This is a genomic window from Burkholderia sp. Bp8992 (assembly GCF_003853705.1).
GTDB lineage: Bacteria > Pseudomonadota > Gammaproteobacteria > Burkholderiales > Burkholderiaceae > Burkholderia.
This window is the reverse complement of the sequence record NZ_QTQI01000042.1, coordinates 28,452-51,540: the sequence shown is the minus strand read 5'-3', so window position 1 is coordinate 51,540 and position 23,089 is coordinate 28,452. Positions and strand designations below refer to the sequence as shown.

Genomic DNA, 23,089 nt, shown 5'->3' with positions numbered 1-23,089 from the left:
CATTGTGGCGAAAACCGCAAAACGCCCGCCGTCGAAAGATGGCGGGCGTTTTTTAATGCTTGAAAACGGTTCCGGCGCTTTCTACACTCGCTGCAAACCTGCGCGCCGCGACCCACCCGCGCGCCGCACCGCCCGACACGGCGAAATCACGAGGACGAGGCACGCATGGCGACGATTGCGAATTCAACCAAAACGGTCCGGCCCGAGCGTGCGCTGAACCGCCGTGCGGTGGCCGCTGCCGTGATCGGCAACGCGCTCGAGTGGTACGACTTCACGGTGTTCGGCTTCATGACGGTCGTGATCGCCGAGCTGTTCTTCCCGACCTCCAGCGAATATTCGTCGCTGCTCCTCACCACCGCGACGTTCGGCGTCGCGTTCTTCATGCGCCCGATCGGCGGCATCGTGTTCGGACTGTACGCGGATCGCGCGGGCCGCAAGGCCGCGCTGTCGCTCGTGATCCTGCTGATGACGGCCGGCATCTTCCTGCTCGCGATCGCGCCGCCCTACGCGGCGATCGGCATCGGCGGCCCGATCCTGATCGTGCTCGGCCGGCTGCTGCAGGGCTTCTCCGCGGGCGGCGAATTCGGCAGTGCGACGGCGTTGCTGATCGAGGCGGCGCCGTTCTCGAAACGCGGTTTCTACGGCAGCTGGCAGATGGCGAGCCAGGCAGCCGCGCTGCTGATCGGCGCGCTCGTCGGCGCGGCCGTCACGCGCGGGCTGTCGCACGACGCGCTGCGCAGCTGGGGCTGGCGCGTGCCGTTCATCCTCGGGCTCGTGATCGGCCCGATCGGCTTCTACATCCGCCGCCATCTCGCCGATTCCGAAGCGTTCCTGCATGCGCAGCAGAGCGCGCGCCGCGCGACGCTCGGCGAAGTGTTCACGCGCTACCCGCGCGAGGTGCTGTGCGGGCTCGGCTCGGTGATCGCGCTGACGGTGACGATCTACGTGCTGATCAGCTATCTGCCGACCTTCGCGGTGAAGCAGCTGAAGCTGCCGTACTCGGAATCGTTCTACGCGGTGATCGTCGGCAACCTGCTGCTGATGGTGCTGTCGCCGATCGCGGGCGCATGGTCCGATCGCATCGGCCGCAAGGGGCTGTCGCTGTGGTCGCTGGTGCTGACGCTCGCGCTGATGTATCCGCTGTTCGCCTGGCTCGATGCGGCGCCGAGCATCGGGCGGCTGATCGCGGTGCAGGCCGTGCTGTCGGTGACGCTCGCGGGCTACTACGGACCGTTCGGCGCGATGATCGCCGAGCTGTTCCCGGCCAACGTGCGCTCGACCGGGCTGTCGATCGCGTACAACGTCGCGGTGATGCTGTTCGGCGGCTTCGGGCAGTTCATCGTCACGTGGCTGATCAAGGTGACGGGCACGCCGCTCGCGCCGACCTATTACGTGATGGCCGGGATCGCGCTGTCGATCGTCGCGGTCGCATTCGTGCCCGCGCGCAGTGCCGACCTCGACGCGCCGGCGTGATCGCATGACGGATTGAAGACGGTCATCGGATCGTTTCGTAAAACGCAATGATGGGTGGCCCGAAGACGAAAGCAGCCTCGCTGAACCGACGCGTTCGCGCCCGAATTGTTTAGTTGTCGAACGAAACTTGCGCCGAATGAACGGAACTGTCGCTCGCGCGCGTTTTTCGCATTTTTCATTCGCGCGATACATCGGCAAAAACCCGCGTGGGTGCGTCTAGAAGAGTTTTTTCTCCAGCTTGTTGCCGCATCGTTAGCTCAAGTAATATCCGCGTACGCCGGACCCTGGCGGGACCGGTTCCGATCTGGAGACCTGGAGGAAACATGGAATACAACCGTCTGTTGCACACCCTGCGTGTTACCGCCATTGCAGGCGTGGCAGCGGCATCGCTCGGCGTCGCGGGCTCTGCATTCGCACAGATCCCGAACAAAACGCTCGTCTACTGCTCAGAAGGCAGCCCGGCGGGTTTCGATTCCGCGCAATTTACGACCGGCGTCGATTTCACCGCCGCCACGTTCACCGTCTACAACCGCCTCGTCGAATTCGAGCGCGGCGGCACGAAGGTCGAGCCGGGCCTCGCCGAGAAGTGGGACGTATCGTCCGACGGCAAGGTGTACACGTTCCACCTGCGCCACGGCGTGAAGTTCCACACGACCGACTTCTTCAAGCCGACGCGTGAATTCAACGCGGACGACGTCGTGTTCTCGTTCGAGCGCATGCTCGACCCGAACAATGCGTTCCGCAAGGCATACCCGGTGTCGTTCCCGTACTTCACCGACATGGGCCTCGACAAGCTGATCACGAAGATCGAGAAGGTCGATCCGTACACCGTGAAGTTCACGCTGGCCGAGCCGAATGCGCCGTTCATCCAGAACATGGCGATGGAATTCGCATCGATCCTGTCGGCCGAATACGGCGATCAGCTGATGAAGGCCGGCAAGGCCGCCGACATCAACCAGAAGCCGGTCGGCACGGGCCCGTTCATCTTCCGCAGCTACACGAAGGACGCGACGATCCGCTTCGATGGCAATCCTGATTACTGGAAGAAGGGCGAAGTGAAGATCTCGAAGCTGATCTTCTCGATCACGCCGGATCCGGGCGTGCGCGTGCAGAAGATCAAGCGCAACGAATGCCAGGTGATGAGCTACCCGCGCCCGGCCGACATCGCGACGCTGAAGGCCGACTCGAACGTCGACATGCCGTCACAGGCCGGCTTCAACCTCGGCTACCTCGCGTACAACGTCGAGCACAAGCCGGTCGACAAGCTCGAAGTGCGTCAGGCGCTCGACATGGCGATCAACAAGAAGGCGATCCTCGAGTCCGTCTACCAGGGCGCCGGCCAGGCCGCGAACGCACCGGTGCCGCCGACCCAATGGTCGTACGACAAGAACCTGAAGCTGCCGGCCTACGACACCGCGAAGGCGAAGGCGCTGCTCGCGAAGGCAGGCTTCCCGAACGGTTTCGAGATCACGCTGTGGGCGATGCCCGTGCAGCGCGCGTACAACCCGAACGCCCGCCTGATGGCCGAGATGATCCAGGCCGACTGGGCGAAGATCGGTGTGAAGGCGAAGATCGTCACGTACGAGTGGGGCGAGTACATCAAGCGCGCGCACTCGGGCGAGCAGGACACGATGCTGATCGGCTGGACGGGCGACAATGGCGATCCGGACAACTGGCTCGGCACGCTGCTCGGCTGCGAAGCGATCAAGGGCAACAACTTCTCGCACTGGTGCTACAAGCCGTTCGACGAACTGGTCCAGAAGGGCCGTACGACGACCGGCCAGGACGCACGGACGAAGCTCTACACGCAGGCCCAGCAGATCTTCGCGCAACAGCTGCCGTTCTCGCCGATCGCGAACTCGACGGTCTACCAGCCGGTGCGCAAGAACGTGGTCGACATGCGTATCGAACCGCTCGGCTATGCCCGCTTCGACGGTGTTGGCGTGAAGTAACACACCTGTCGTAAGCTGTCGCGAAGACCGGCTAACTCATCCGGCGGCGGGAGGCCAAAAGCTTCCCGTCGCCGGTCGCACATTTCCCACAAGAAAATACGAGACGCATCATGCTCAGATTCGTGTTGCGCCGCGTGGGCATGGTGATCCCGACTTTCATCGGCATCACCATCCTGGCGTTTGCGCTGATTCACCTGATACCGGGCGATCCCATCGAAGTGATGATGGGCGAGCGCGGCGTCGACCCCGCGATGCACGCAGAGGCGATGAAACGCCTCGGGCTCGACCAGCCGCTGCCCCTGCAGTACGTCCACTACATCGGCCGGGCGCTGCATGGCGACCTCGGCATGTCGATCATCACCAACACGAGCGTCGCGGGCGAATTCTTCGCGCGCTTCCCGGCGACCGTCGAGCTGTCGCTGTGCGCGCTCGTGTTCGCGCTCGCGGTCGGGCTGCCGGCCGGCGTGATCGCCGCGCTGCGGCGCGGTTCCGTCATCGACCACGGCGTGATGGGCACCGCGCTCACCGGCTACTCGATGCCGATCTTCTGGTGGGGGCTGATCCTCATCATGGTGTTTTCGTCATACCTCGGCTGGACGCCCGTGTCGGGGCGCATCGCCGTCGAATACGATTTCCCGCACCCGACGGGCTTCATGCTGATCGACGCGCTGCTCGCGCCGGACGAAGGCTCGTTCAAGTCGGCGGTGAGCCACCTGATCCTGCCCGCGATCGTGCTCGGCACGATCCCGCTCGCGGTGATTGCGCGGATGACGCGCTCGTCGATGCTCGAAGTGCTGCGCGAGGACTACATCCGCACCGCCCGCGCGAAGGGGCTGTCGCCCGTGCGCGTGGTCGTCGTGCATGCGCTGCGCAACGCGCTGATCCCGGTCGTCACCGTGATCGGCCTGCAGATCGGCACGCTGCTCGCGGGCGCCGTGCTGACCGAGACGCTCTTTTCGTGGCCCGGTGTCGGCAAATGGCTGATCGATGCGATCGGCCGCCGCGACTATCCGGTCGTCCAGGGCGGCATCCTGTTGATCGCGACGCTCGTGATCGTCGTGAACCTGGTCGTCGACCTGCTGTACGGCGTGCTGAATCCGCGCATCCGCCACACGAGGTAATTCCATGAGCAATCTGCAAAACACCCTGCCGACCGAATCCGCGCCGGCCGGCGGCCGTGCGCTCGCGCTGCGCGAGTTCTGGGCCAACTTCTCGCGCAACCGCGGTGCCGTCGGCGCCGGCATCGTCGTGATCGTGCTGATCGCAGTCGCGCTGCTCGCGCCGCTGATTGCGCCGCACAGCCCGGTCGAGCAATATCGCGATTTCGTGAAGATCCCGCCCGCGTGGCTCGCCGGCGGCAACTGGCAATTCATCCTCGGCACCGACGAAGCGGGCCGCGACATTCTTTCGCGACTGATGTTCGGCGCGCGGATGTCGTTCTGGATCGGCTTCGTGTCGGTCGTGCTCGCGCTGATCCCCGGCATCGTGCTCGGGCTCGTCGCCGCGTTCTTCCAGAAGTGGGCCGACACGCCCGTGATGCGCATCATGGACGTGCTGCTCGCGCTGCCGTCGCTGCTGCTCGCGGTCGCGGTCGTCGCGATCATCGGCCCGGGCCTCACCAACACGATGTTCGCGATCGCGATCGTCGCGCTGCCGGCCTATGTGCGCCTGACGCGCGCGTCGGCGCTCGGCGAGCTGCAGAAGGAATACGTGACGGCGTCGCGCGTGGCCGGTGCCGGCACGCTGCGCCTGATGTTCTCGCAGGTGCTGCCCAACTGCACGGCGCCGCTGATCGTGCAGGCGACGCTCGGCTTCTCGTCGGCGATCCTCGACGCGGCCGCGCTCGGCTTCCTCGGCCTCGGCGTGCAACCGCCGACCGCCGAGTGGGGCGCGATGCTGGCCTCCGCGCGCGACTACATCGACAACGCGTGGTGGATCGTGACGATGCCTGGCCTGTCGATCCTGATTTCGGTGCTCGCGATCAACCTGCTCGGCGACGGGCTGCGTGACGCGCTCGATCCCAAACTGAAACGGATGGCGTGACATGACACAGAATCTTCTGACCATCCGCAATCTCGCGGTGAACTTCAACGGCCTGCCCGCTGTCGACCGGATCAACATGTCGATCGCGCCGGGCGAGGTGGTCGGCGTCGTCGGCGAATCGGGCTCGGGCAAGAGCGTGACGATGATGGCGCTGATGGGCCTGATCGACGCGCCGGGCAAGGTGACGGCCGACGAGGTCACGTTCAACGGCGTCGATCTGCTGAAGGCGTCGCCGAAGGCGCGCCGCAAGATCGTCGGCAAGGACATCGCGATGGTGTTCCAGGACGCGCTGACGAGCCTGAACCCGAGCTACACGGTCGGCTACCAGATCAAGGAGGTGCTGAAGCTGCACGAAGGCCTGCGCGGCGACGCGCTGAACCGGCGCGCGCTCGAACTGCTCGACCAGGTCGGCATTCCCGATGCGAAGAACCGCATCGCGTCGTTCCCGCACCAGATGTCGGGCGGGATGAACCAGCGCGTGATGATCGCGATGGCCGTCGCATGCAACCCGAAGCTGCTGATCGCCGACGAGCCGACCACCGCGCTCGACGTGACGATCCAGGCGCAGATCATGGATCTGCTCGTGAAGCTGCAGAAGGAGCGCGGCATGGCGCTCGTGCTGATCTCGCACGACCTGGCCGTGGTGTCGGAGGTCGCGCAGCGCGTCGCGGTGATGTACGCGGGCGAGATCATCGAGACCAACAGCGTGCCCGACATCTTCCGTGCGCCGCATCATCCGTACACCGAAGCGCTGCTCGCGGCGATTCCCGAGCACAATCAGGGGGCGCGTCGCCTTGCCGCATTGCCCGGCATGGTGCCGGGCCGCGATGATCGCCCGTCCGGGTGCCTGTTCGCGCCGCGCTGCAAATACGTCGTCGACGATTGCCGCAAGGCGCGGCCGGCGCTCGACACGCTGGTACCGGCCAACGATGCGATGCGCGCGCGCTGCATCAGGCCGCTCAATGTTTCCAACCTCGACCTGACGGGAGGCGCACGATGAATGCAGTCAATCAGACGCCTCGCGCGTCGCACGACGATGAAGCCGTCCTGGTGGCCGACGGCCTCGCGAAACACTACTCGGTGAAGCGCGGGATGTTCGGGCAGGGCACCGTGAAGGCGCTGAACGGCGTGTCGTTCTCGCTGAAGCGCGGCAAGACGCTCGCCGTCGTCGGCGAGTCGGGCTGCGGGAAGTCGACGCTCGCGCGCCAGCTCACGATGATCGAGACGCCCACGTCGGGCAGCCTGACGATCGACGGCAAGAACGTCGCCGGCGCGAGCCGCGAGACGGTTGCCGACCTGCGCCGCCGCGTGCAGATGGTGTTCCAGAACCCGTTCGCATCGCTGAACCCGCGCAAGACCGTCGAGCAGACGCTCGCCGAGCCGCTCGAGATCAACGCGAACCTGACGGCGGCCGAGCGCGCGCAGCGCATCGCGCAGATCATGCGCACGGTCGGCCTGCGGCCCGAGCACGCGAAGCGCTATCCGCACATGTTCTCGGGCGGCCAGCGCCAGCGTGTCGCGATCGCGCGCGCAATGATCCTCGATCCACGCATCGTCGTCGCCGACGAGCCGGTGTCCGCGCTCGACGTGTCGATCCAGGCGCAGATCCTGAACCTGTTCATGGATCTGCAGGAGCAGTTCAAGACGAGCTACGTGTTCATCTCGCACAACCTGTCGGTGGTCGAGCACGTCGCGGACGACGTGATGGTGATGTACTTCGGCAGCGTCGCCGAGCTTGGCGACAAGGCAACGATCTACGCGCGGCCGCGCCATCCGTACACGCGGGCGCTGATGTCGGCGACGCCGGCGATCTTCGAGGAAGACCGCCGCGTGCAGATCAAGCTGCAGGGCGAACTGCCGTCGCCGCTCAATCCGCCGTCGGGCTGCGCGTTCCACCAGCGCTGCCCGTACGCGGTCGAGCGGTGCCGCGTGGAGGAGCCGAAGCTGCGCGAGGTCGATGGCCGGCAGGTCGCGTGCCATCGCGCCGAGGAGGTAGGGGAGGCGAATGCCTGAAGTGTTGGCGGCGCGCGTGTCCGGCGTGCGCCGTGCGGGGACGAGCGGTGCGCGCGTGATGCGTGCGTACCGTTACGCGCGGCGCTGGAGCGTGCGCACCGTCACGGGCGCGGCGCTGGCCGGCGCGTGCGTGGCGGCCAGCCTCGTGGTTCCCGTCGAATCCGCGCGCGCCGAAGGGCGCGCGCCGGCCACCTCACCGATCCATCCGTCGCAAGTCCCGCCGCCCGGCATGAGCCTGCCGGGCTTCCACGCACCGTCCGTGTCGGACGGCACGGTGTCGCGCGGCACCGTGCGCGTGCAGCCCGCGCGCATGCCGTTCTACGTCGCAACGAAGGGCAACGTCACGCTGTACGTGCTCGGCACGCTGCACACCGGCGACCCGTCCGATTACCCGAGCGCGCAGCCGTTCCGGCCGCGCATCCTCGCGGCGCTCGCCGCATCGCCGACGCTCGCGCTCGAGCTGTCGCCCGACGACCTGCTCGAATCGCAGGACGACGTGTCGAAGTATGGCGTGTGCCGCTATCCGTGCCTGCAGCGCCTGCTGCCCGAACCGCTGTGGCAGCGGCTCGCGGCGCGCCTGCGCGGCAATCCTGCCGCGCTCGCCGAAATCCGCAAGATGCGGCCGTGGCTCGCGGCGCTCGTCGTCGAGACCTACGACTCGCTGTCGGCCGGCCTGCAGACCGAATACGGCACCGAGGCGCAGCTGCAGAACGTGTTCCTGAAGAAGAAGGGCGGCCGCGTGATCGGGCTCGAGACGCTCGCCGAACAGATGCGCGCGTTCACCGGGCTGACGCCGGCCGAGCAGCGCGAGATGCTCGCGCAGGACATGGTGCAGACGCCCGCGCAGAACGCCGACGACATCAAGGCGCTGCACCGGCTGTGGCGAATTGGCGACGCCGACGCGATCTCCGCGTGGGCCGTCGCGAAGAGCGAGCGGCTCGCGCGTTCGAAGGCGTTGTCGGACGCAATCGACAACAAGATCGTGTACGAGCGCAACCGGCGCTTCGTTGCACGAATGACCGCAATCGCCGCGCCGAACCGGCCGCTGTTCGTCGCGATCGGCGCGCTGCATCTGGGCGGCCCGCGCGGCGTGCTCGAATTGTTGCGCCAGCAAGGATACCGGGTCGACGCGAACTGATCGCGGCCGGCGGTACGCCCTGATCTTCCCCTGTTTGATTGACATCGCGCGCACGGCGTGAAGCGCATGAGCCGCGGTGTGAATCGATAAGGAAAACCCTTGATTCGTCGGAAAATAGCGTTTAAAACGATTGACATCCCGTTCTGCCAATCTCTATTCTTCACCCCACAAGTTGAAAAAATGAAAAGAATAGATAAGTTCTACGGGGTAGCAGAAATAAAGCGCGGGGTGAGCGTCGCCGGCACGTGAAGCACGTGCCGGCCGCGGAGAGTCTGCATGCACGGCGGGGCCAATCATCGTCGGATAACACATGCATGCAGGCCGACTTGCACATAAGCAACGTTCCGTCGTCTGACCGGGGAATGCAGTGATCGGGCGGCGGCGGACGTTTTTTAATCCGGAAGATTTTTCCGGTCACCGTCGAAAGACGGTTTCGGGGGGCGAATCGACAGACGGCGAAGCCGCAGCGATTGCGCCAACGGAAAAGCGCCACGAGGGCGCTTTTTTCTTTTGTGCGGCCGATACGTGCAGCGTGCGCTGCTGTACGGGATGAATGCGCGTCACGCGCCTTCGTCGGCCTGCAGTGCGCCGGGTGCGACGACGTCGACGCCGGCGGCCTCCAGTGCCGCGCGGATCCGCTTCGCGAACGCGAGCGCATGCGGCCCGTCGCCGTGCAGGCAGACGGTCTGCGCGTTGAGCGGCACCCATTCGCCGCTCAAGGCACGCACCTGCCGGTTGCGCACCATGTCGAGCGTGCGCGCGAGCACCGCGTCTTCATCGTCGATCAAGGCGCCGGGCTGGTTGCGCGGCACGAGCGAGCCGTCCGCGCGGTAGCCGCGATCGGCGAACACTTCCTCCACGGCGGCGAGCCCCGCATGCCGCGCGGCCGCGACGAACACGCTGTTCGCGAGCCCGAACACCGCGAGCGACGGATCGAAGTCGTGGATCGCGGACACCACCGCGTCGGCGATCAGCGGGTCGCGCGCGGCCTGGTTGTACAGCGCGCCGTGCGGCTTCACGTGCGCGATGCGCCCGCCTTCGGCCTGCGCGATCGCCGACAGCGCGCCGAGCTGGTACAGCACGCCCGCGTAGATGTCGCCGGCCGGCAGCTGCATTTCCTTGCGGCCGAAATTTTCCGGATCGTGAAAGCTCGGGTGCGCGCCGATCGACACGCCTTTCTGCACGGCCCAGCGCACGCAGTCGCGCATCGCATTCGCGCCGCCTGCATGCCAGCCGCAGGCGATGTTCGCCGACGTGACGAGGTCGAGCAGCGCCTCGTCAGATCCGCATCCTTCGCCGAGATCGGCATTCAGATCGATTTCCATGATGTTTCCTCGTCCACTGATTGCGTGGCACGTCCTTCGTTACTGCTTCCGCCATTGTCACGCTGCGCGCGATTGAGCGCGACGGCGCGCTTCTTCTCGCATGTCGATCGCAACGTCGATCTGCCGCAGATAGGCACGTTCCGCGGAGAGGGCGGCGCGCGCGGCGTCGGGTGTCGTGCGCACGAAGCGGATCGGCAGGTTGAGCCGCGCCTGTGCGAGTTTCCACAGATCGGCGCGGATCACCGTGCCGATCTTCGGGTAGCCGCCAGTGGTCTGCGCGTCGTGCATCAGCACGATCGGCTGGCCGTTCGGCGGCACCTGGATCGTACCGGGCAGCACCGCGTGCGACAGCAGCTCGACCGGCCGCTCGCGCGCGAGCTCGGCGCCGGCGAGGCGATAGCCCATCCGGTTGCTGTTCGCGGTGACGAGCCATTCCTCGTCCCAGAACGCCTGCTGCGAATCGGCCGCGAACGATGCGTAGTCGGGGCCCGGCAGCACGCGCACGGGCATCGCCCAAGGCGCATGCGCGGGGCGGTGACGGCGCGGCGGCTCGTCGACGCGCACGAACGCGCACCACGCGGGCGCCTTCACGCCGAACTCGGGCGCATCGGCCGCGAGGCAGCCCGCGCCGGCCGGCGGCACGCCGACCGGGAGCCGGTCGCCGTCGCGCAGCGTGCGGCCGCCGAGGCCGCCGAAGCGCGACGCGAGATCGGTACTGCGCGAGCCGAGCATTGGCAGCACGTCGATGCCGCCCGCAATGCACAGATAGCCGCGCATCCCGCGTTTCGCGGCCGGCAGCACGAGCGTCTGCCCGGCCTCGACCGGCAGGCTCCACCATGAATACACGCGCCGGCCGTCGAGCGTCGCGCCGAATTCGGTGCCGGTGATCGCGATGCGCGTCGCGCGCGTGAAGCGGAACGCGGCGGGGCCGATCGTGACTTCGACGGCCGCCGCGTCGGGGCGGTTGCCGACGAGCCGGTTGCCGACCTCGAGCGCGAGGCCGTCGAGTGCGCCGCCCTGCGCGACGCCGAGGTGGCGGCTGCCGCGGCGCCCGAGATCCTGCACGGTGGACAGCGGGCCGGCGCGCAACACCTCGATGGTGCCCGGTGCGTTGCTCTGGGTCATGACGCGTCGACTCCCGCAATGGTGAAGCGCACGCGATCGCCGGGCAGCAGCAGCGTCGGCTGCGGCCGCGCCGGATCGAACAGCACCTGCGACGTGCGGCCGATCAGCTGCCAGCCGCCGGGCGATGTGGCCGGGTAGATGCCCGTCTGCGCGCCGCCGATGCCGACCGAGCCGGCCGGCACCTCGAGGCGAGGCGCGGCGCGGCGCGGCGTGTGCAGCGACGCGTCGAGGCCGCCGAGATATGCGAAGCCCGGCTGGAAGCCGACGAAGAACACGACGTATTCGCCGGCCGCGTGGCGCGCGACGACCTCGTCGGCCGGCAGGCCCGTGTGCGCGGCGACGGCCGCCAGGTCGGGGCCGGCGGCACCGCCGTATTCGACCGGGATCTCGACCTCGCAGCCGTCAGCATGCTCGACGTCGGCCGTCTCCCACGCGTCGCGCAGCGCGGGCGTGAGCGATTCGGCCGTCGCCGCGAGCGCGTCGAACACGATGGTCAGGTTGTTCATGCCCGGCACGACGTCGATCACGTCGGGCCACGCGCGCGCGGCCTCGGCAACGGCCCAGACGCGGCGCTGGCAATCGAGCGTGGCGGGCGGCGGCACCTCGCAGACGAGGGCGGCATCGCCGAGCGGATAAATGCGGGGTTGCGTCATCGGGCTGGCACGGTTCGGACGGCAATGTTAGCGCACATTGTCAATAAGATATCGATAAGTTACCAATAAGCGTTTTCGCCTAGCCCGTATACCGGGGCTTCTGGCGTACACTCGGCACACCCTGACATCCCGCTTGCGCCGCCTTTCCATGAAGCGTCATCCGACCAAGATCGTGTCATCCGAACACCTCGTTTCCGATTCGAGCGCGGAGCTGTCGGAGCTCGAATACGGGCTCATCATGGCCGGCAACGCGTTCAATCGCTGGATGGTGCGCTGCATGTCGGCGGCCGGCGCGAAGGACATGACGGCGGTCGAGGTGTCGCTGCTGCATCATGTCAGCCATCGCGAACGCAAGAAGAAGCTCGCCGACATCTGCTTCGTGCTCAATATCGAGGATACGCACGTCGCGACCTATGCGCTGAAAAAACTGATCGCCCGCGGCTACGTGAAGAGCGAGAAGAGCGGCAAGGAAGCGTTCTTCTTCGCGACCGACGCGGGCCGCGACCTGTGCCTGAAATATCGCGAGGTGCGCGAGCACTGCCTGATCGAGACGCTGAAGGACAGCGGGCTCACCAACGAGCAGATCGGCGACGCGGCGCAACTCCTGCGCCACGCATCGGGCCTCTACGACACGGCCGCCCGCGCGGCGGCGTCGCTGTAAGCGATTGCGAAAACTGTTGCGCGCGAGACTGCGCTGACGGGCGTGCGGCAACGACCGCGACGCCGCGCGCCGCGTCATCCGGCGGCCGGGTACAGCGCGGCGTCGGTCACGATCCAACGCAGCGCGAGATCATGCGCTTCGGCCGGCAGCGCGTCGACGCGGCACGCTTCGTACGCGATGCCGACCGTCACCGGCAGCGTGTCATCCGGCCACGCGGCGAGCGTGCGGTCGTAGTAGCCGCCGCCGTAGCCGAGCCGGTAGCGCTGCGGATCGAATCCCACGCACGGAATCAGCAACAGGTCGGGCACGACGACGATTCCCGACGCAGGCTCCGGAATCCGGTGATGACCTTCGCGCATCGGCGTGTGCGCATCCCACGCATGGAACGCGAGCGGCGTGTGACGCTCGCCGATCACCGGCAAGGCGGCGCGCCGGCCGGCACCTGCCGCGCACCACGCGAGCACCGCATCGCGCGCATCGAATTCGCCGGGCAGCGGCCAGTAGAAGCCGACCGTGTGCGGTGCCAGGCGGTCGAGCAGCGTGCGCAGCCGCGCATCGAGTGCGGCGTTCGCGGCAGGCTGCGACGCGGCGTCGCGACGCGCGCCGGACAGCGTTTTGCGCAGCGCAACCTTCGGGTTCGGCACAGGGTGGCGTGCTATGCTTTCGCTCAATTCGTGCTCCATTCAAAACGATGTCGAACAGCCTTTTTCGAGTATATCGCGCGGTCGCGCTGACGCTTTCGGCCGTCGCGCTCGTCGCGGGTACGGCCGCGTGCGCCGCACCGAACGACGACACGCTCGCCGGGGATGACCAGATCTTCGTGCAGCTTCGCGAAGCCGCACGCCGCAACGACGCCGCGAAAGCAGCGCAGCTCGCGTCGATGATCCCGAACTATCCGGTCCCGTCCTACGTCGAGTATTTCCAGATCAAGCCGCAGCTGTTCGATTCGACGGGCCGCGCGCGCGTCGATGCGCCGGACGCGCCTGTGCAGTCGTTCCTGCAGCGCTACGACGGCCAGGCGATCGCCGACCGCCTGCGCAACGACTACCTGCTCGTGCTCGGCGCGCGCCACGACTGGCGCAACTTCGACGACCAGTACAAGCGCTTCGTGCTCGACGACGACACGCAGGTCAAGTGCTATGCGCTCGAATCGCGCGCGGCGCGCGGCGAGAACGTCGCCGATGCGGCGCGTGCGCTGCTCGTCGAGCCGAAGAACTACGGCGACGCCTGCGTCGACCTGATCACCGCGCTCACCGTCAACCAGCAGTTCACGAGCGACGACGTGTGGCAGCAGGCACGCCTCGCGTACGAGCAGAACTACACGACGCTCGGCGGCAAGATCGTCGATGCGCTCGGCCCGCGCCCGGTCGGTTTCGACCAGGCGACGAGCGCGCCGCCGCTGTACCTCGCGCGCGGCGTCGGCGCCGACGCGACGTCGCACCAGCTCGCGCTGATCGCGCTCGGCCGCATGGCGCGCAACGATCCGGACGCGGCGGCAGGCATGCTGACGACGGTCGCGCCGTCGCTGACCAAGCAGGAACAGGCGATCGCGTGGGGCGCGATCGGCTATCAGGGCGCGATCAAGCGTTCGCCGCTCGCGTCGGTCTGGTACGCGAAATCCACCAACGCGCCGCTGTCGAACCCCGGCTACGAATGGCGCACGCGCGCCGCGCTGCTCGCCGGCAACTGGCCGATGGTGCGCTGGTCGATCGAGCAGATGCCGCCGTCGCTGCGCGACGATCCGGCCTGGATCTACTGGCATGCGCGCGCGCTCAAGCAGAGCGGCGACACGCTGCAGGCGAACCAGGAATTCGAGCAGGTCGCCGGCCAGTTCAACTTCTACGGGCAGCTCGCCGGCGAAGAGCTCGGGCAGCGCACGTCGATCCCGCCGCGCACGAAGGTGAGCGACGCCGAGATCGACGCGATGGGCAAGATTCCGGGCTTCGCGCTCGCTCAGCGCTTCTACGGGCTGAACCTGCGCCTCGAAGGCAACCGCGAATGGAACTGGCCGCTGCGCGGGATGACCGATCGCCAGCTGCTCGCGGCTGCCGAATACGGCAAGCGCGTCGAGCTGCTCGACCGCACGGTCAACACGGCCGACCGCACGAAAGCCGAGCACGACTTCACGCTGCGCTATCCGTCGCCGTACCGCAACATCGTCGAGCGCTATGCGCAATCGACGGGCCTCGACGTCGAATGGGCGTACGGGCTGATCCGCCAGGAATCGCGCTTCATCATCAGCGCGCGTTCGTCGGTGGGCGCGGGCGGCCTGATGCAGCTGATGCCGGCGACGGCCCAGATGGTCGCGAAGAAGCTCGGCATGGGCGCGATCACGCGGGCGCAGATGCACGACATCGATACCAACATCCAGCTCGGCACCTGGTATCTGGCGGACATCTACAACAACTTCGACAGCTCGCCGGTGCTCGCCACCGCCGGCTACAACGCGGGCCCGGGCCGGCCGCGCCAGTGGCGCCAGGTGTTGACGCAGCCGGTCGAAGGCGCGATCTTCGCGGAGACGATTCCGTTCAACGAGACGCGCGACTACGTGAAGAACGTGCTGTCGAACACCGTCTACTATGCGGCGCTCTTCGAGGGCAAGCCGCAGTCGTTGAAGAAACGTCTAGGCATGATCTCGCCCTGATACGCAATCTTCACACTGCCGCGCGAGACGCGGCAGTGTTCTTTTGAGGCTCAAGACATGGATCGCCAGACCGTCGCGCTGTTGGGCGGCACCGGCTTCATCGGCAGCCGGCTCGTCAATGCGCTGATCGACGCCGGCAAGCAGGTCCGGATCGCCACGCGCCGGCGCGACCACGCGCGCCACCTGCAGATGCTGCCGGTCGAGATCGTCGAGCTCGAAGCGCTCGATACGCGCACGCTCGCGCGCTTCGTCGCCGGCGCGCACGCGGCGATCAACCTGGTCGGCGTGCTGCACGGCGGCCACGGTACGCCGTACGGACCGGGCTTCGAGCGCGCGCACGTCGCGCTGCCGGCCGCACTCGCGAGCGCCTGCACCGAAGTCGGCGTGCAGCGCCTGCTGCACATGAGTGCGCTCGGCGCCGATTCGCGCGGCGCGAGCATGTACCAGCGGTCGAAGGGCGACGGCGAGGCCGCGCTGCATGCGATCGCGGCGACCGATTCGCTCGCGCTGACGGTCTTCCGCCCGTCGGTCGTATTCGGCCCCGGCGACGCGTTCCTCAACACGTTCGCGAACCTGCAGCGCACGGTGCCCGTGCTGCCGCTCGCGATGCCCGATGCGCGCTTCCAGCCGGTATTCGTCGGCGATGTCGTCCGTGCGTTCGTCAACACGCTCGATCTCACGGCCGCGCACGGCAAGACCTACGAACTCGGCGGCCCGACCGTCTATACGCTCGAACAGCTGGTGCGCTATTGCGGCACGCTGGTCGGCCGGCAGGCACGCATCGTGCGGCTGCCCGACGCGCTCGCGCGGCTGCAGGCGAGCGTGTTCGAGTGCCTGCCCGGCGAGCCCGTGCTCACGCGGGACAATCTCGCGACGATGTCGGTGCCGAACGTGCTGTCGGGCCCGCTCGCGCCGGAACTCGGGATCTCGCCCGCGAGTCTCGAAAGCATCGCGCCCGCGTATCTCGGCGAAGCCACGAAGCGCTCGCGATTCGACTGGTTCCGCTCGCGACGCTAGCGCCCGCGTGCGGCGCCGTCGTCCGGCCCCTTTGTTTTCCCTTTTCGCGTTGTCCGGAATCCCGTCATGAAACTCGTCATTGGTGACAAGAATTACTCGTCGTGGTCGATGCGGCCGTGGCTGCTGCTCGCGCATTTCGGCATCCCGTTCGACGAGATCGTGGTCGAGCTGCGCCGCGACGACACGGCCGCGCGCATCCGCGAATACTCGCCGACCGGCAAGGTGCCGTGCCTGGTCGATGACCACGGCATCGCGATCTGGGATTCGCTCGCGATCGCCGAGACGCTCGCCGAGCGCTATCCGCAATTTCCGATGTGGCCGGCCGATCCGCTCGAACGTGCGCACGCGCGCTGCGTGTCGGCCGAGATGCACTCGGGTTTCGCGGCGCTGCGCACGCAGATGGGCATGAACGTGCGCGCGTCGATGCCGGGGCGCGGGGCGACGCCCGATTCACTCGCCGACGTCGCGCGCATCGATGCGCTGTGGAGCGCGTGTCTCGAAGCGTCGGGCGGGCCGTTCCTGTTCGGCGAATTCGGGATCGCCGATGCGATGTACGCGCCCGTCGTGATGCGCTTCAACACGTATGCGCCGGGCCTGTCGCCGGACGCGGCCGGCTATGCGGCGCGCGTGACGGCGCTGCCGGCCGTGCAGCGCTGGATCGACGCCGCGCGCCGCGAAACGAACGTGATCGCCGAATACGAGCCGACGCCATGAACATTTACGCAGTAGGCGGAGCGATCCGCGACGAATTGCTCGGCGTGCCCGTGCAGGACCGCGACTACGTGGTGGTGGGCGCGACGCCCGAGCAGATGGCCGCGCAGGGGTACCGGCCGGTCGGCAAGGATTTCCCGGTGTTCCTGCATCCGCAGACGCAGGAGGAGTACGCGCTGGCGCGCACCGAGCGCAAGACGGCGGCCGGCTATCACGGCTTCCAGTTCCATTACGCGCCGGACGTGACGCTCGACGAGGATCTCGCGCGGCGCGACCTGACGATCAACGCGATGGCGCGCGAGGTGAACCCGGAGGGCGTGCTGGTCGGGCCCGTGATCGATCCGTTCGACGGGCAGGCCGACCTGCGCGCCCGCGTGTTCCGGCACGTGAGCGACGCATTCGTCGAGGATCCGGTGCGGATCCTGCGGATTGCGCGCTTCGCCGCGCGGTTCGCGGATTTCACGGTGGCGGACGAGACGCTCGCGCTGATGCGGCGGATGGTCGACGCGGGCGAGGTCGACGCGCTGGTACCCGAGCGCGTGTGGCAGGAAATCGCGCGCGGGCTGATGGAAGCGAAGCCGTCGCGGATGTTCGCGGTGCTGCGCGAGTGCGGCGCGCTCGCGCGCATCCTGCCCGAGGTCGATGCGCTGTGGGGCGTGCCGCAGCGCGCCGACTACCACCCGGAAGTCGATACGGGCGTCCACGTGATGATGGTCGTCGACTATGCGGCGAAGCAGCGCTATTCGCTGCCGGTGCGCTTCGCGGCGCTCACGCACGATCTCGGCAAGGCGACGACGCCCGCGGACGTGCTGCCGCGTCATGTCGGCCACGAAGGCCGCAGCGTCGACCTGCTCAAGCCGTTGTGCGAGCGGCTGCGCGTGCCGAACGAATGCCGCGATCTCGCGCTCGTGGTCGCGCGCGAGCACGGCAACCTGCATCGCGTGATGGAGATGGGGGCGGCCGCGCTGGTGCGGCTGTTCGAGCGCAGCGATGCGCTGCGCAAGCCGGCGCGTTTCGCCGAGATGCTGCAGGCGTGCGAATCGGATGCGCGCGGGCGGCTCGGGCTCGATGCGCAGCCGTATCCGCAGGCCGAGCGGCTGCGCGTCGCGCTCGCGGCCGCGCGCAGCGTCGATGCCGGTGCGATCGCGCGCGGCGTCGGCAACGATACCGAGAAGATCAAGGATGCCGTGCATCGCGCACGGATCCAGGCCGTCGCGCAAGCGCTCGAGATCGGCGAATAAGGGCGGCGATCGGGCGGCGCGCGCCCGCAGCCGTTACGACTTCTTCCTGCGCGCCGGGGTAGCGGCCGCCGGGCGTTTGCCGGCGGACGCGCGCGGCTTCGCCGACGCCTTCTTGCCTGCGGCACCGGCCGTGGCCGGCCGTGCCGCATCGCCGTCGCGATCGCTGCGCTTGGCGCTCGGCGCGGCGCGCCGCTTTACGCTCGGCTCGCCCGGCACCGGCTGCCCGATGTCCATCGTCGCCGACACCAATTCGGCACACCTGTCGTCGAACAGCGGCAGCGTGCCGACCGCGATCAGCTCGGCCGGCCCGTCGCCGACGTTCGCGACGCGATGCCGCTTGCGCGCATCGAAGTGCAGCGAATCGCCGGGCGCCAGCGGGTACACCTTCTTGCCGACCGTATAGCAGATGCGGCCGGTCAGCACGTACACGAACTCGTCGCCGCCGTGCGACACCCATTCCGAGCGGTAGCCTTCCATCATCCGCACCTTGAGCGCGTTGACCTGGCTGCCGTCGAAGGTGGTGGAGAGGCGCTCGTACCACTGCGACGTGGCGTCGAGCGCATACGGCTGGCGGCTGCCTTCGTGCGAATCGGGCTGCGCCTGGCGCGGCTGGTCGATCAGCGCGCCGAGCGGGACGTCGAGCGCCTTGGCGACATTGACGAGCGAAGACAGCGAGATGCCGGTGAGATGCCGCTCGACCTGCGACAGGAACCCGACCGACAGCTTCGCCTCGGTCGAGACTTCCAGCAGCGTCTTCTTCGCTTCCCGGCGCAGGCGGCGAATGCGCAGGCCGATACGCATGATGTCTGAATCCATGAATCTCTTTCGGCAACGAGTCGGGAGGCGAGCGGAGGGGCGGTGCAGTCGCCGGGACTTGCTTTGCGCGCATCGCACGAAGCACGGCCGCCGGGGCGGCAATGCCGGCGCATTGTACCGTGCACCGTCGCCGGGTGAATCGGCGTTGTGCCGGGATCCGCAGCCGTCGCGCCGATTTTAGTCCTACGAAAATTTTAGCTTGACCTCAATTTCCGCGTGCTCTAGATTCTGTCGCGCATCAAACAAAGTTAAGTGAGACAAAAATTTCCCGAAGGCCTGCCGCCGGAACGGCGCCGCGGCCCGGCGGCGCGCCGGGTCGTGCGCGATCGGCGCCACGGCGGCGTGTCGCTTCAGGCATGCACGATGCCGCGTCACGCCGCCGGCTGCCGACAACAACGAATCACGGGCACACGATGATCGATCGACTGAAATACAGCTTCTCCGGCCTTCCCCCGTACGACGCGTCCGTCGCCGACACGCAGGCCGGCCTGTCGCGCCTGCTCGATGCCGCGCGCCTCGACGCGGTGGTCGTCACGTCGCAGGACGAATACGTGACCGAGTACCTGCCGCGCAGCAACAACCCGCGCTACGCGCTGTCGGGCTTCGACGGCTCGGCCGGCTGCGGGATCTTCCTGAGCGCGGCGACCGCGCAGGCGCTCGGCGTGCCGCCGTTCGTGCTGTTCGTCGATGGCCGTTACCACCTGCAGGCCGAGCAGCAGTGCGATCCGGCGCGCGTGCGCATCGAGAAGCTCGGGATGAACGTGACGATCTGGCAGGCGCTGGCCGACTGGCTGGTCGTGCATGCCAGCCGGCTCGCGCGGGTCGGCTACGACGCGCTGCGGATCAGCGTCGGCCAGCGCGACCGGCTGCTCGCGCAGACGCAGGCCGCATCGCTCGACTGGACGAGCCTCGCCGATCGCGAGATCGACCGCGCGATCGCGCTGCCGGGCTGGATCGTCGAGCGGCCGATCTTCGAGGTGCCGGAGACGATGACCGGCCTGAGCGTCGCGCAGAACCTCGACACGCTGAACCGCCGGCTCGCCGCACGGACCGGCGCGGCCGACGGCAAGACCGCGTTCTTCTCGTGCGCGTCGGACGATCTCGCGTATCTGCTGAACAGCCGCGGTTATCACATCCCGAATGTGTCGTCGCACCTCGGCTACCTGTTCGCGGTCGGCGGGGAGGTCGCGCTGTTCCTGCCGGAAGGCTGCGACCGCTGCGAGGTCGCGCTCGATTCGTATCCGGCGCTGCACGTGATCCGCCGCGAGGTGGCTGCGCTCGAGCGTTTTCTCGCGCAGTTCGCGGTCGAGCAAGTGTGCTACGGCTTCGAATCGGTGAACTGTGCGCTCGTCGACGCGGTGCGCCGCGTGTGGCCGCACGCGCCGCATACCGATTTCAACCCGGTCGAGGCGATGCGGGCGAGCAAGACGCCGGCGGTGCTCGAGCGGTTCCGCGACGCGTTCGCGCGCAGCTCGGCGGCGATCGCCGAGACGATGCGCTGGGCGAAGACCGGCGAGCCGGGCGCCCGCCACACCGAATACGACCTCGCCCGCACGATCAACGACGCGTACGGCGCGCGTTCGGCCGTCGCGCTGACGTTCCCGTCGATCGCGGCGAACGGCGCGAACAGCGCGTTCGCGCATTACACGGCGGCAAGCGCCGGCGTCGAGCTGACGGAAGGCGAGCTCGTGCTGCTCGACAGCGGCGCGTACTACGAAGCCGGGTTCGCGACGGACTGCACGCGCGTCGTGTTGCGCCGTACGCGTCCCGATACCGTTGCGCAGCCGTGGCAGCGCGAGATCTACACGGTCGCGCTGAAGGCCTGCATCAAGGGGCTCGTCACACGCTTCCCGAGCACGGCGACGGGCGCCGACGTCGACGCGCTCGTGCGGCAGGTGTGCCGCGACCACGGCCACGATTTCGGCCACGGCACCGGGCACGGCGTCGGGATTCACGTGCACGAAGGCGGCGTGCGGTTCGCGCCGGGCGCGCAGTACGGGCTGGTGCCGAATGCGGTGATCTCGGTCGAGCCGGGCATCTACCTGGCGGGCAAGGGCGGCGTGCGGATCGAGAACATCGTGATCATCCGCCCGGACGAAACGCAGCCGGATACCGTGAGGTTCGAGAACATCGTGACGGTCGGCTACGACTGGGACCTGATCGATCTCGCGCTGCTCGACGACGACGAGCGCGCTTACCTGCGCGACTACGAGCGGCTTTGCGTGGAGCGCGGCACGCAGGTCACCGCGTGTCCGCTGCTGTAGGCGCCGCCGCCCGCGGTGCTCAGTTCAGCAGGCGTGCGCGCACGAACGGTGCGATCCGCTCGGCGAGCCATGCATGCGTGCGCGTCGTCGGGTGCAGCGTGTCCCAGAACACGAAGCGCGCCGGATCGCGGCAGTCCGCCCGCGGCACCTGCGCGCCCAGGTACGTGAGCGACGACGGTTTCGGGATGTCGAGGCACGCGCGCGTCGCGTCGTCGAAGCCGTATTGGGCCGGGTGGCTCAGCAGGTCGTCGAACGGCGCGTACGCGTCGAACACCTCGAGCCGCAGCGTCGCGCCGTAGCGGGCACGCAGCGCGGCGGCCGCGTCGACGAGGCGCCGGTTGTAGTCCTTGACCTGCGCGGCGACGCTCGCCGTGTCGGCGCGGGTCGCGAACACCGGCGCGCGCGACACGTCCGGCAGCGTGACGAGCATGATCCGCGTCGCGCCGGCCGCGGCGAGCCGCTCGAGGCTGTCGCGCACCGCATTCGCCGCCTGCTCGGGCGAGCGTCCGTAGTTCACGAGATCGTTGCCGCCCGCGAACACCGCGAACAGCGTGTTCGCGGGCCGGTAGTCCGGCGCGCGATCCATGTATTCGCGCCACGAGTCGATCTGCTGCACGAGGCCCGGCACGACGAGGTGCTGGTCGGTCGCCGCCCCGCCGATCGCCCAGTTGTAGAACGGCAGCCGCAGCGCGTTCGCGAGATATTCGGCCCACACCGGGCCGTTGCTGAAGCGGCCCGCATGCCAGCTCGTGCCGTTCGGCAGCTTCCACTGGCTTGCGTTGAACATGTTCTGGGTGTCGGACAGGCTGTCGCCGAACACGATCAGCTTGTTGACGCGCGCATCCTGCTGCGCCGCATCGATGGTCCACACCGTGTAGTTGAACGACAGCGCGTTGTTGGCGGCGACTGCCTGCGTGAGCCCGGACCGGATGCCTTTCGCGGCCAGCGTCTTGCGGCACACGTCGGCGAGCGTGTCCTGCGTCGTCGTGCTGTAGAACATGTTCTTCCACTGCGTGATGCCGTCGGCCCACCAGTAGCCGGGCACGCGATACCAGTCGCCGCCGGCGGGGTCGCGCGCCCATTCGTAGGTCGCGGCCGGCTTCAGCGGATCTGTATCGATCCGGTACCAGCAGCGCAGGTACGTGTAGGTGTCGGAGCCGCGGGGCGCCGCACGCGCCGTCGCGCCGGGCGTGCTCGATGCGGCCGGCGGCGCGACCTCGGGGCCGGCCGGCGACAGCGACATGTCGCCCGTCGGCGTGGGCAGCGGCGCAGGGCCGGCGGCATGGGCGACGGGGAGCGTCAGCGCGGCGGCCAGCGCCGCGACGGTGGAAGCGGCGACGACGCGGGACGACAGCGGAATACGGAAATGAGACATGCGGCCCTCTTCTGATTGTTGTGACGGGACGGCGGTGCGGTTGCGCAGCCGTGTATCGGAAGGGACCGTGAGTGCCGGGCTCGGGCCCGGTCTGTCGAAACGTGAAGTGCCGCGAACGGCGGCGAAAGGCAGTTGATACGGTAGCGGCGGTGCCGCTGGCCGGTCAGCGCGCGAGCGCCGACACGCGTCCGTCCGGGCCGTAGACGCCGGTCGGCGCGGGGGCCGAGCGCAGTACCGCGAGCGCGCGCTCGTTGTAGTCCATCCGGATGCGGATCAGCATCCCGTTGTTCGCATTGGCCTGGCGCGCGCGTTCGGCGGCCTGCTGCAGCAACTGCCAGCGGCCGGCGAGGCGTGCATCGCGCTCGGCGGCCTGGTCCATGCCCTTCTTGCCGGCCGGAAAGCCGAGCGCGGAAAGCTGCGTGTCGCGCGTGCGTTCGAGCTGCGCGAGCCGGTCGATCAGCGCGCTTTTCCTTTCGACGATGCCGGGCAGCATCTCGAGCGGCTCGGCCGTCGTCAGCGCCTTTTCCTCGTAGACGAGCAGGGACGCGAACGCCTCGACCGTCGCGTGTTCGTCGTTGACCGTGGCCAGCAGCTCTTCTCTCATCGCGTCATGCTCGTCGCGCCGGTGCACGCGGTGG

20 protein-coding genes are annotated in these 23,089 nt (G+C 68.0%); 13 read left to right on the top strand and 7 right to left on the bottom strand.

The features are described 5' to 3' along the window. Nucleotides 1-165 precede the first annotated feature (165 nt). The 7 genes from DIE03_RS35810 (at nucleotide 166) to DIE03_RS35780 (ending at nucleotide 8,619) form a co-directional block, all read left to right on the top strand. Nucleotides 166-1,473 carry an MFS transporter gene (locus tag DIE03_RS35810; protein ID WP_124456815.1) on the top strand — a complete coding sequence of 436 codons (1,308 nt, stop codon included), beginning with the start codon at nucleotides 166-168 and terminating at the stop codon, nucleotides 1,471-1,473. 323 nt (nucleotides 1,474-1,796) lie between these two features. Further along, complete coding sequence (locus tag DIE03_RS35805; protein ID WP_124456814.1) at nucleotides 1,797-3,425, top strand: ABC transporter substrate-binding protein; 1,629 nt, start codon at nucleotides 1,797-1,799, stop codon at nucleotides 3,423-3,425. A gap of 110 nt (nucleotides 3,426-3,535) precedes the next feature. Beyond that, nucleotides 3,536-4,546, top strand: a complete 1,011-nt coding sequence (locus DIE03_RS35800) for an ABC transporter permease subunit (protein WP_124456813.1) — start codon at nucleotides 3,536-3,538, stop codon at nucleotides 4,544-4,546. A gap of 4 nt (nucleotides 4,547-4,550) precedes the next feature. After that, a complete protein-coding gene (locus tag DIE03_RS35795; protein ID WP_124456812.1) occupies nucleotides 4,551-5,468 on the top strand; it encodes an ABC transporter permease subunit in 918 nt (305 codons plus the stop codon). Nucleotide 5,469: 1 nt separating this feature from the next. Beyond that, the gene (locus DIE03_RS35790) at nucleotides 5,470-6,468 is read left to right on the top strand and encodes an ABC transporter ATP-binding protein (protein ID WP_124456811.1); all 999 of its coding nucleotides are present in this window, start codon (nucleotides 5,470-5,472) and stop codon (nucleotides 6,466-6,468) included. After that, complete coding sequence (locus DIE03_RS35785) at nucleotides 6,465-7,481, top strand: peptide ABC transporter ATP-binding protein (RefSeq protein WP_124456810.1); 1,017 nt, start codon at nucleotides 6,465-6,467, stop codon at nucleotides 7,479-7,481. The genes DIE03_RS35790 and DIE03_RS35785 overlap by 4 nt, the downstream gene beginning before the upstream one ends. Then, nucleotides 7,474-8,619 (top strand): TraB/GumN family protein, encoded by a 1,146-nt coding sequence (locus DIE03_RS35780; RefSeq protein ID WP_124456809.1) that lies wholly within the window; start codon nucleotides 7,474-7,476, stop codon nucleotides 8,617-8,619. Before DIE03_RS35785 ends, DIE03_RS35780 begins: the two co-directional genes overlap by 8 nt. 560 nt (nucleotides 8,620-9,179) lie before the next feature. Here the strand turns inward: DIE03_RS35780 and pxpA are convergent. From pxpA to pxpB, 3 genes are read right to left on the bottom strand one after another with little or no spacing between them, the layout of a single operon-like run. Continuing rightward, on the bottom strand, nucleotides 9,180-9,944 hold the full coding sequence (pxpA, locus tag DIE03_RS35775; protein WP_124456808.1) for a 5-oxoprolinase subunit PxpA: 765 nt from the start codon (nucleotides 9,942-9,944) through the stop codon (nucleotides 9,180-9,182). 57 nt (nucleotides 9,945-10,001) lie between these two features. Continuing rightward, nucleotides 10,002-11,069 (bottom strand): biotin-dependent carboxyltransferase family protein, encoded by a 1,068-nt coding sequence (locus DIE03_RS35770; RefSeq protein ID WP_124456807.1) that lies wholly within the window; start codon nucleotides 11,067-11,069, stop codon nucleotides 10,002-10,004. Then, nucleotides 11,066-11,722, bottom strand: a complete 657-nt coding sequence (gene pxpB / locus DIE03_RS35765; protein WP_124456806.1) for a 5-oxoprolinase subunit PxpB — start codon at nucleotides 11,720-11,722, stop codon at nucleotides 11,066-11,068. The genes DIE03_RS35770 and pxpB overlap by 4 nt, the downstream gene beginning before the upstream one ends. 148 nt (nucleotides 11,723-11,870) lie before the next feature. Here pxpB and DIE03_RS35760 point away from each other — a divergent pair, with 148 nt between their 5' ends. Then, nucleotides 11,871-12,383 (top strand): winged helix DNA-binding protein, encoded by a 513-nt coding sequence (locus DIE03_RS35760; RefSeq protein WP_124456805.1) that lies wholly within the window; start codon nucleotides 11,871-11,873, stop codon nucleotides 12,381-12,383. Between the two features lie 74 nt (nucleotides 12,384-12,457). Here the strand turns inward: DIE03_RS35760 and DIE03_RS35755 are convergent, their stop codons facing one another. Beyond that, nucleotides 12,458-13,066: a 5-formyltetrahydrofolate cyclo-ligase gene (locus DIE03_RS35755; protein ID WP_124456804.1), complete on the bottom strand. Its 609-nt coding sequence runs from the start codon at nucleotides 13,064-13,066 to the stop codon at nucleotides 12,458-12,460. A gap of 8 nt (nucleotides 13,067-13,074) precedes the next feature. Between DIE03_RS35755 and DIE03_RS35750 the strand changes: the two genes are divergently transcribed. From DIE03_RS35750 to DIE03_RS35735, 4 genes are all read left to right on the top strand, one after another. Next, nucleotides 13,075-15,027, top strand: a complete 1,953-nt coding sequence (locus DIE03_RS35750) for a lytic transglycosylase domain-containing protein (RefSeq protein ID WP_124456803.1) — start codon at nucleotides 13,075-13,077, stop codon at nucleotides 15,025-15,027. 57 nt (nucleotides 15,028-15,084) lie between these two features. Continuing rightward, nucleotides 15,085-16,044 carry a complex I NDUFA9 subunit family protein gene (locus DIE03_RS35745; protein WP_124456802.1) on the top strand — a complete coding sequence of 320 codons (960 nt, stop codon included), beginning with the start codon at nucleotides 15,085-15,087 and terminating at the stop codon, nucleotides 16,042-16,044. A 66-nt stretch (nucleotides 16,045-16,110) separates the two neighbouring features. Continuing rightward, nucleotides 16,111-16,758: a glutathione S-transferase family protein gene (locus tag DIE03_RS35740; protein ID WP_124456801.1), complete on the top strand. Its 648-nt coding sequence runs from the start codon at nucleotides 16,111-16,113 to the stop codon at nucleotides 16,756-16,758. Further along, nucleotides 16,755-17,996, top strand: coding sequence for a multifunctional CCA addition/repair protein (locus DIE03_RS35735; RefSeq protein WP_124456800.1), 1,242 nt, complete (start codon nucleotides 16,755-16,757; stop codon nucleotides 17,994-17,996). The genes DIE03_RS35740 and DIE03_RS35735 overlap by 4 nt, the downstream gene beginning before the upstream one ends. Before the next feature lie 33 nt (nucleotides 17,997-18,029). On the opposite strand, the gene DIE03_RS35730 is transcribed toward DIE03_RS35735, so the two are convergent. Continuing rightward, entirely contained in the window at nucleotides 18,030-18,812 is a 783-nt protein-coding gene (locus DIE03_RS35730; RefSeq protein ID WP_124456799.1) for a helix-turn-helix domain-containing protein, read from the bottom strand. Between the two features lie 413 nt (nucleotides 18,813-19,225). Here DIE03_RS35730 and DIE03_RS35720 point away from each other — a divergent pair, with 413 nt between their 5' ends. Next, a complete protein-coding gene (locus tag DIE03_RS35720; protein WP_124456798.1) occupies nucleotides 19,226-21,076 on the top strand; it encodes a M24 family metallopeptidase in 1,851 nt (616 codons plus the stop codon). A gap of 19 nt (nucleotides 21,077-21,095) precedes the next feature. Here DIE03_RS35720 and DIE03_RS35715 read toward each other — a convergent pair whose 3' ends face one another. Beyond that, entirely contained in the window at nucleotides 21,096-22,451 is a 1,356-nt protein-coding gene (locus DIE03_RS35715) for an SGNH/GDSL hydrolase family protein (RefSeq protein WP_124456797.1), read from the bottom strand. A gap of 163 nt (nucleotides 22,452-22,614) precedes the next feature. Beyond that, entirely contained in the window at nucleotides 22,615-23,055 is a 441-nt protein-coding gene (locus DIE03_RS35710; RefSeq protein WP_034190345.1) for a flagella synthesis protein FlgN, read from the bottom strand. Nucleotides 23,056-23,089: the final 34 nt, after the last annotated feature.

Coding starts and splice junctions, on each gene's coding strand:
- DIE03_RS35745 (WP_124456802.1), top strand. CDS start 15,085: ATGGATCGCCAGACCGTCGCGCTGTTGGGCGGCACCGGCTTCATCGGC.
- DIE03_RS35710 (WP_034190345.1), bottom strand. CDS start 23,055: ATGAGAGAAGAGCTGCTGGCCACGGTCAACGACGAACACGCGACGGTC.
- DIE03_RS35800 (WP_124456813.1), top strand. CDS start 3,536: ATGCTCAGATTCGTGTTGCGCCGCGTGGGCATGGTGATCCCGACTTTC.
- DIE03_RS35780 (WP_124456809.1), top strand. CDS start 7,474: ATGCCTGAAGTGTTGGCGGCGCGCGTGTCCGGCGTGCGCCGTGCGGGG.
- pxpB (WP_124456806.1), bottom strand. CDS start 11,722: ATGACGCAACCCCGCATTTATCCGCTCGGCGATGCCGCCCTCGTCTGC.
- DIE03_RS35770 (WP_124456807.1), bottom strand. CDS start 11,069: ATGACCCAGAGCAACGCACCGGGCACCATCGAGGTGTTGCGCGCCGGC.
- DIE03_RS35755 (WP_124456804.1), bottom strand. CDS start 13,066: ATGGAGCACGAATTGAGCGAAAGCATAGCACGCCACCCTGTGCCGAAC.
- DIE03_RS35730 (WP_124456799.1), bottom strand. CDS start 18,812: ATGGATTCAGACATCATGCGTATCGGCCTGCGCATTCGCCGCCTGCGC.
- DIE03_RS35740 (WP_124456801.1), top strand. CDS start 16,111: ATGAAACTCGTCATTGGTGACAAGAATTACTCGTCGTGGTCGATGCGG.
- DIE03_RS35760 (WP_124456805.1), top strand. CDS start 11,871: ATGAAGCGTCATCCGACCAAGATCGTGTCATCCGAACACCTCGTTTCC.
- DIE03_RS35785 (WP_124456810.1), top strand. CDS start 6,465: ATGAATGCAGTCAATCAGACGCCTCGCGCGTCGCACGACGATGAAGCC.
- DIE03_RS35790 (WP_124456811.1), top strand. CDS start 5,470: ATGACACAGAATCTTCTGACCATCCGCAATCTCGCGGTGAACTTCAAC.
- DIE03_RS35715 (WP_124456797.1), bottom strand. CDS start 22,451: ATGTCTCATTTCCGTATTCCGCTGTCGTCCCGCGTCGTCGCCGCTTCC.
- DIE03_RS35810 (WP_124456815.1), top strand. CDS start 166: ATGGCGACGATTGCGAATTCAACCAAAACGGTCCGGCCCGAGCGTGCG.
- DIE03_RS35720 (WP_124456798.1), top strand. CDS start 19,226: ATGATCGATCGACTGAAATACAGCTTCTCCGGCCTTCCCCCGTACGAC.
- DIE03_RS35735 (WP_124456800.1), top strand. CDS start 16,755: ATGAACATTTACGCAGTAGGCGGAGCGATCCGCGACGAATTGCTCGGC.
- DIE03_RS35805 (WP_124456814.1), top strand. CDS start 1,797: ATGGAATACAACCGTCTGTTGCACACCCTGCGTGTTACCGCCATTGCA.
- DIE03_RS35795 (WP_124456812.1), top strand. CDS start 4,551: ATGAGCAATCTGCAAAACACCCTGCCGACCGAATCCGCGCCGGCCGGC.
- pxpA (WP_124456808.1), bottom strand. CDS start 9,944: ATGGAAATCGATCTGAATGCCGATCTCGGCGAAGGATGCGGATCTGAC.
- DIE03_RS35750 (WP_124456803.1), top strand. CDS start 13,075: ATGTCGAACAGCCTTTTTCGAGTATATCGCGCGGTCGCGCTGACGCTT.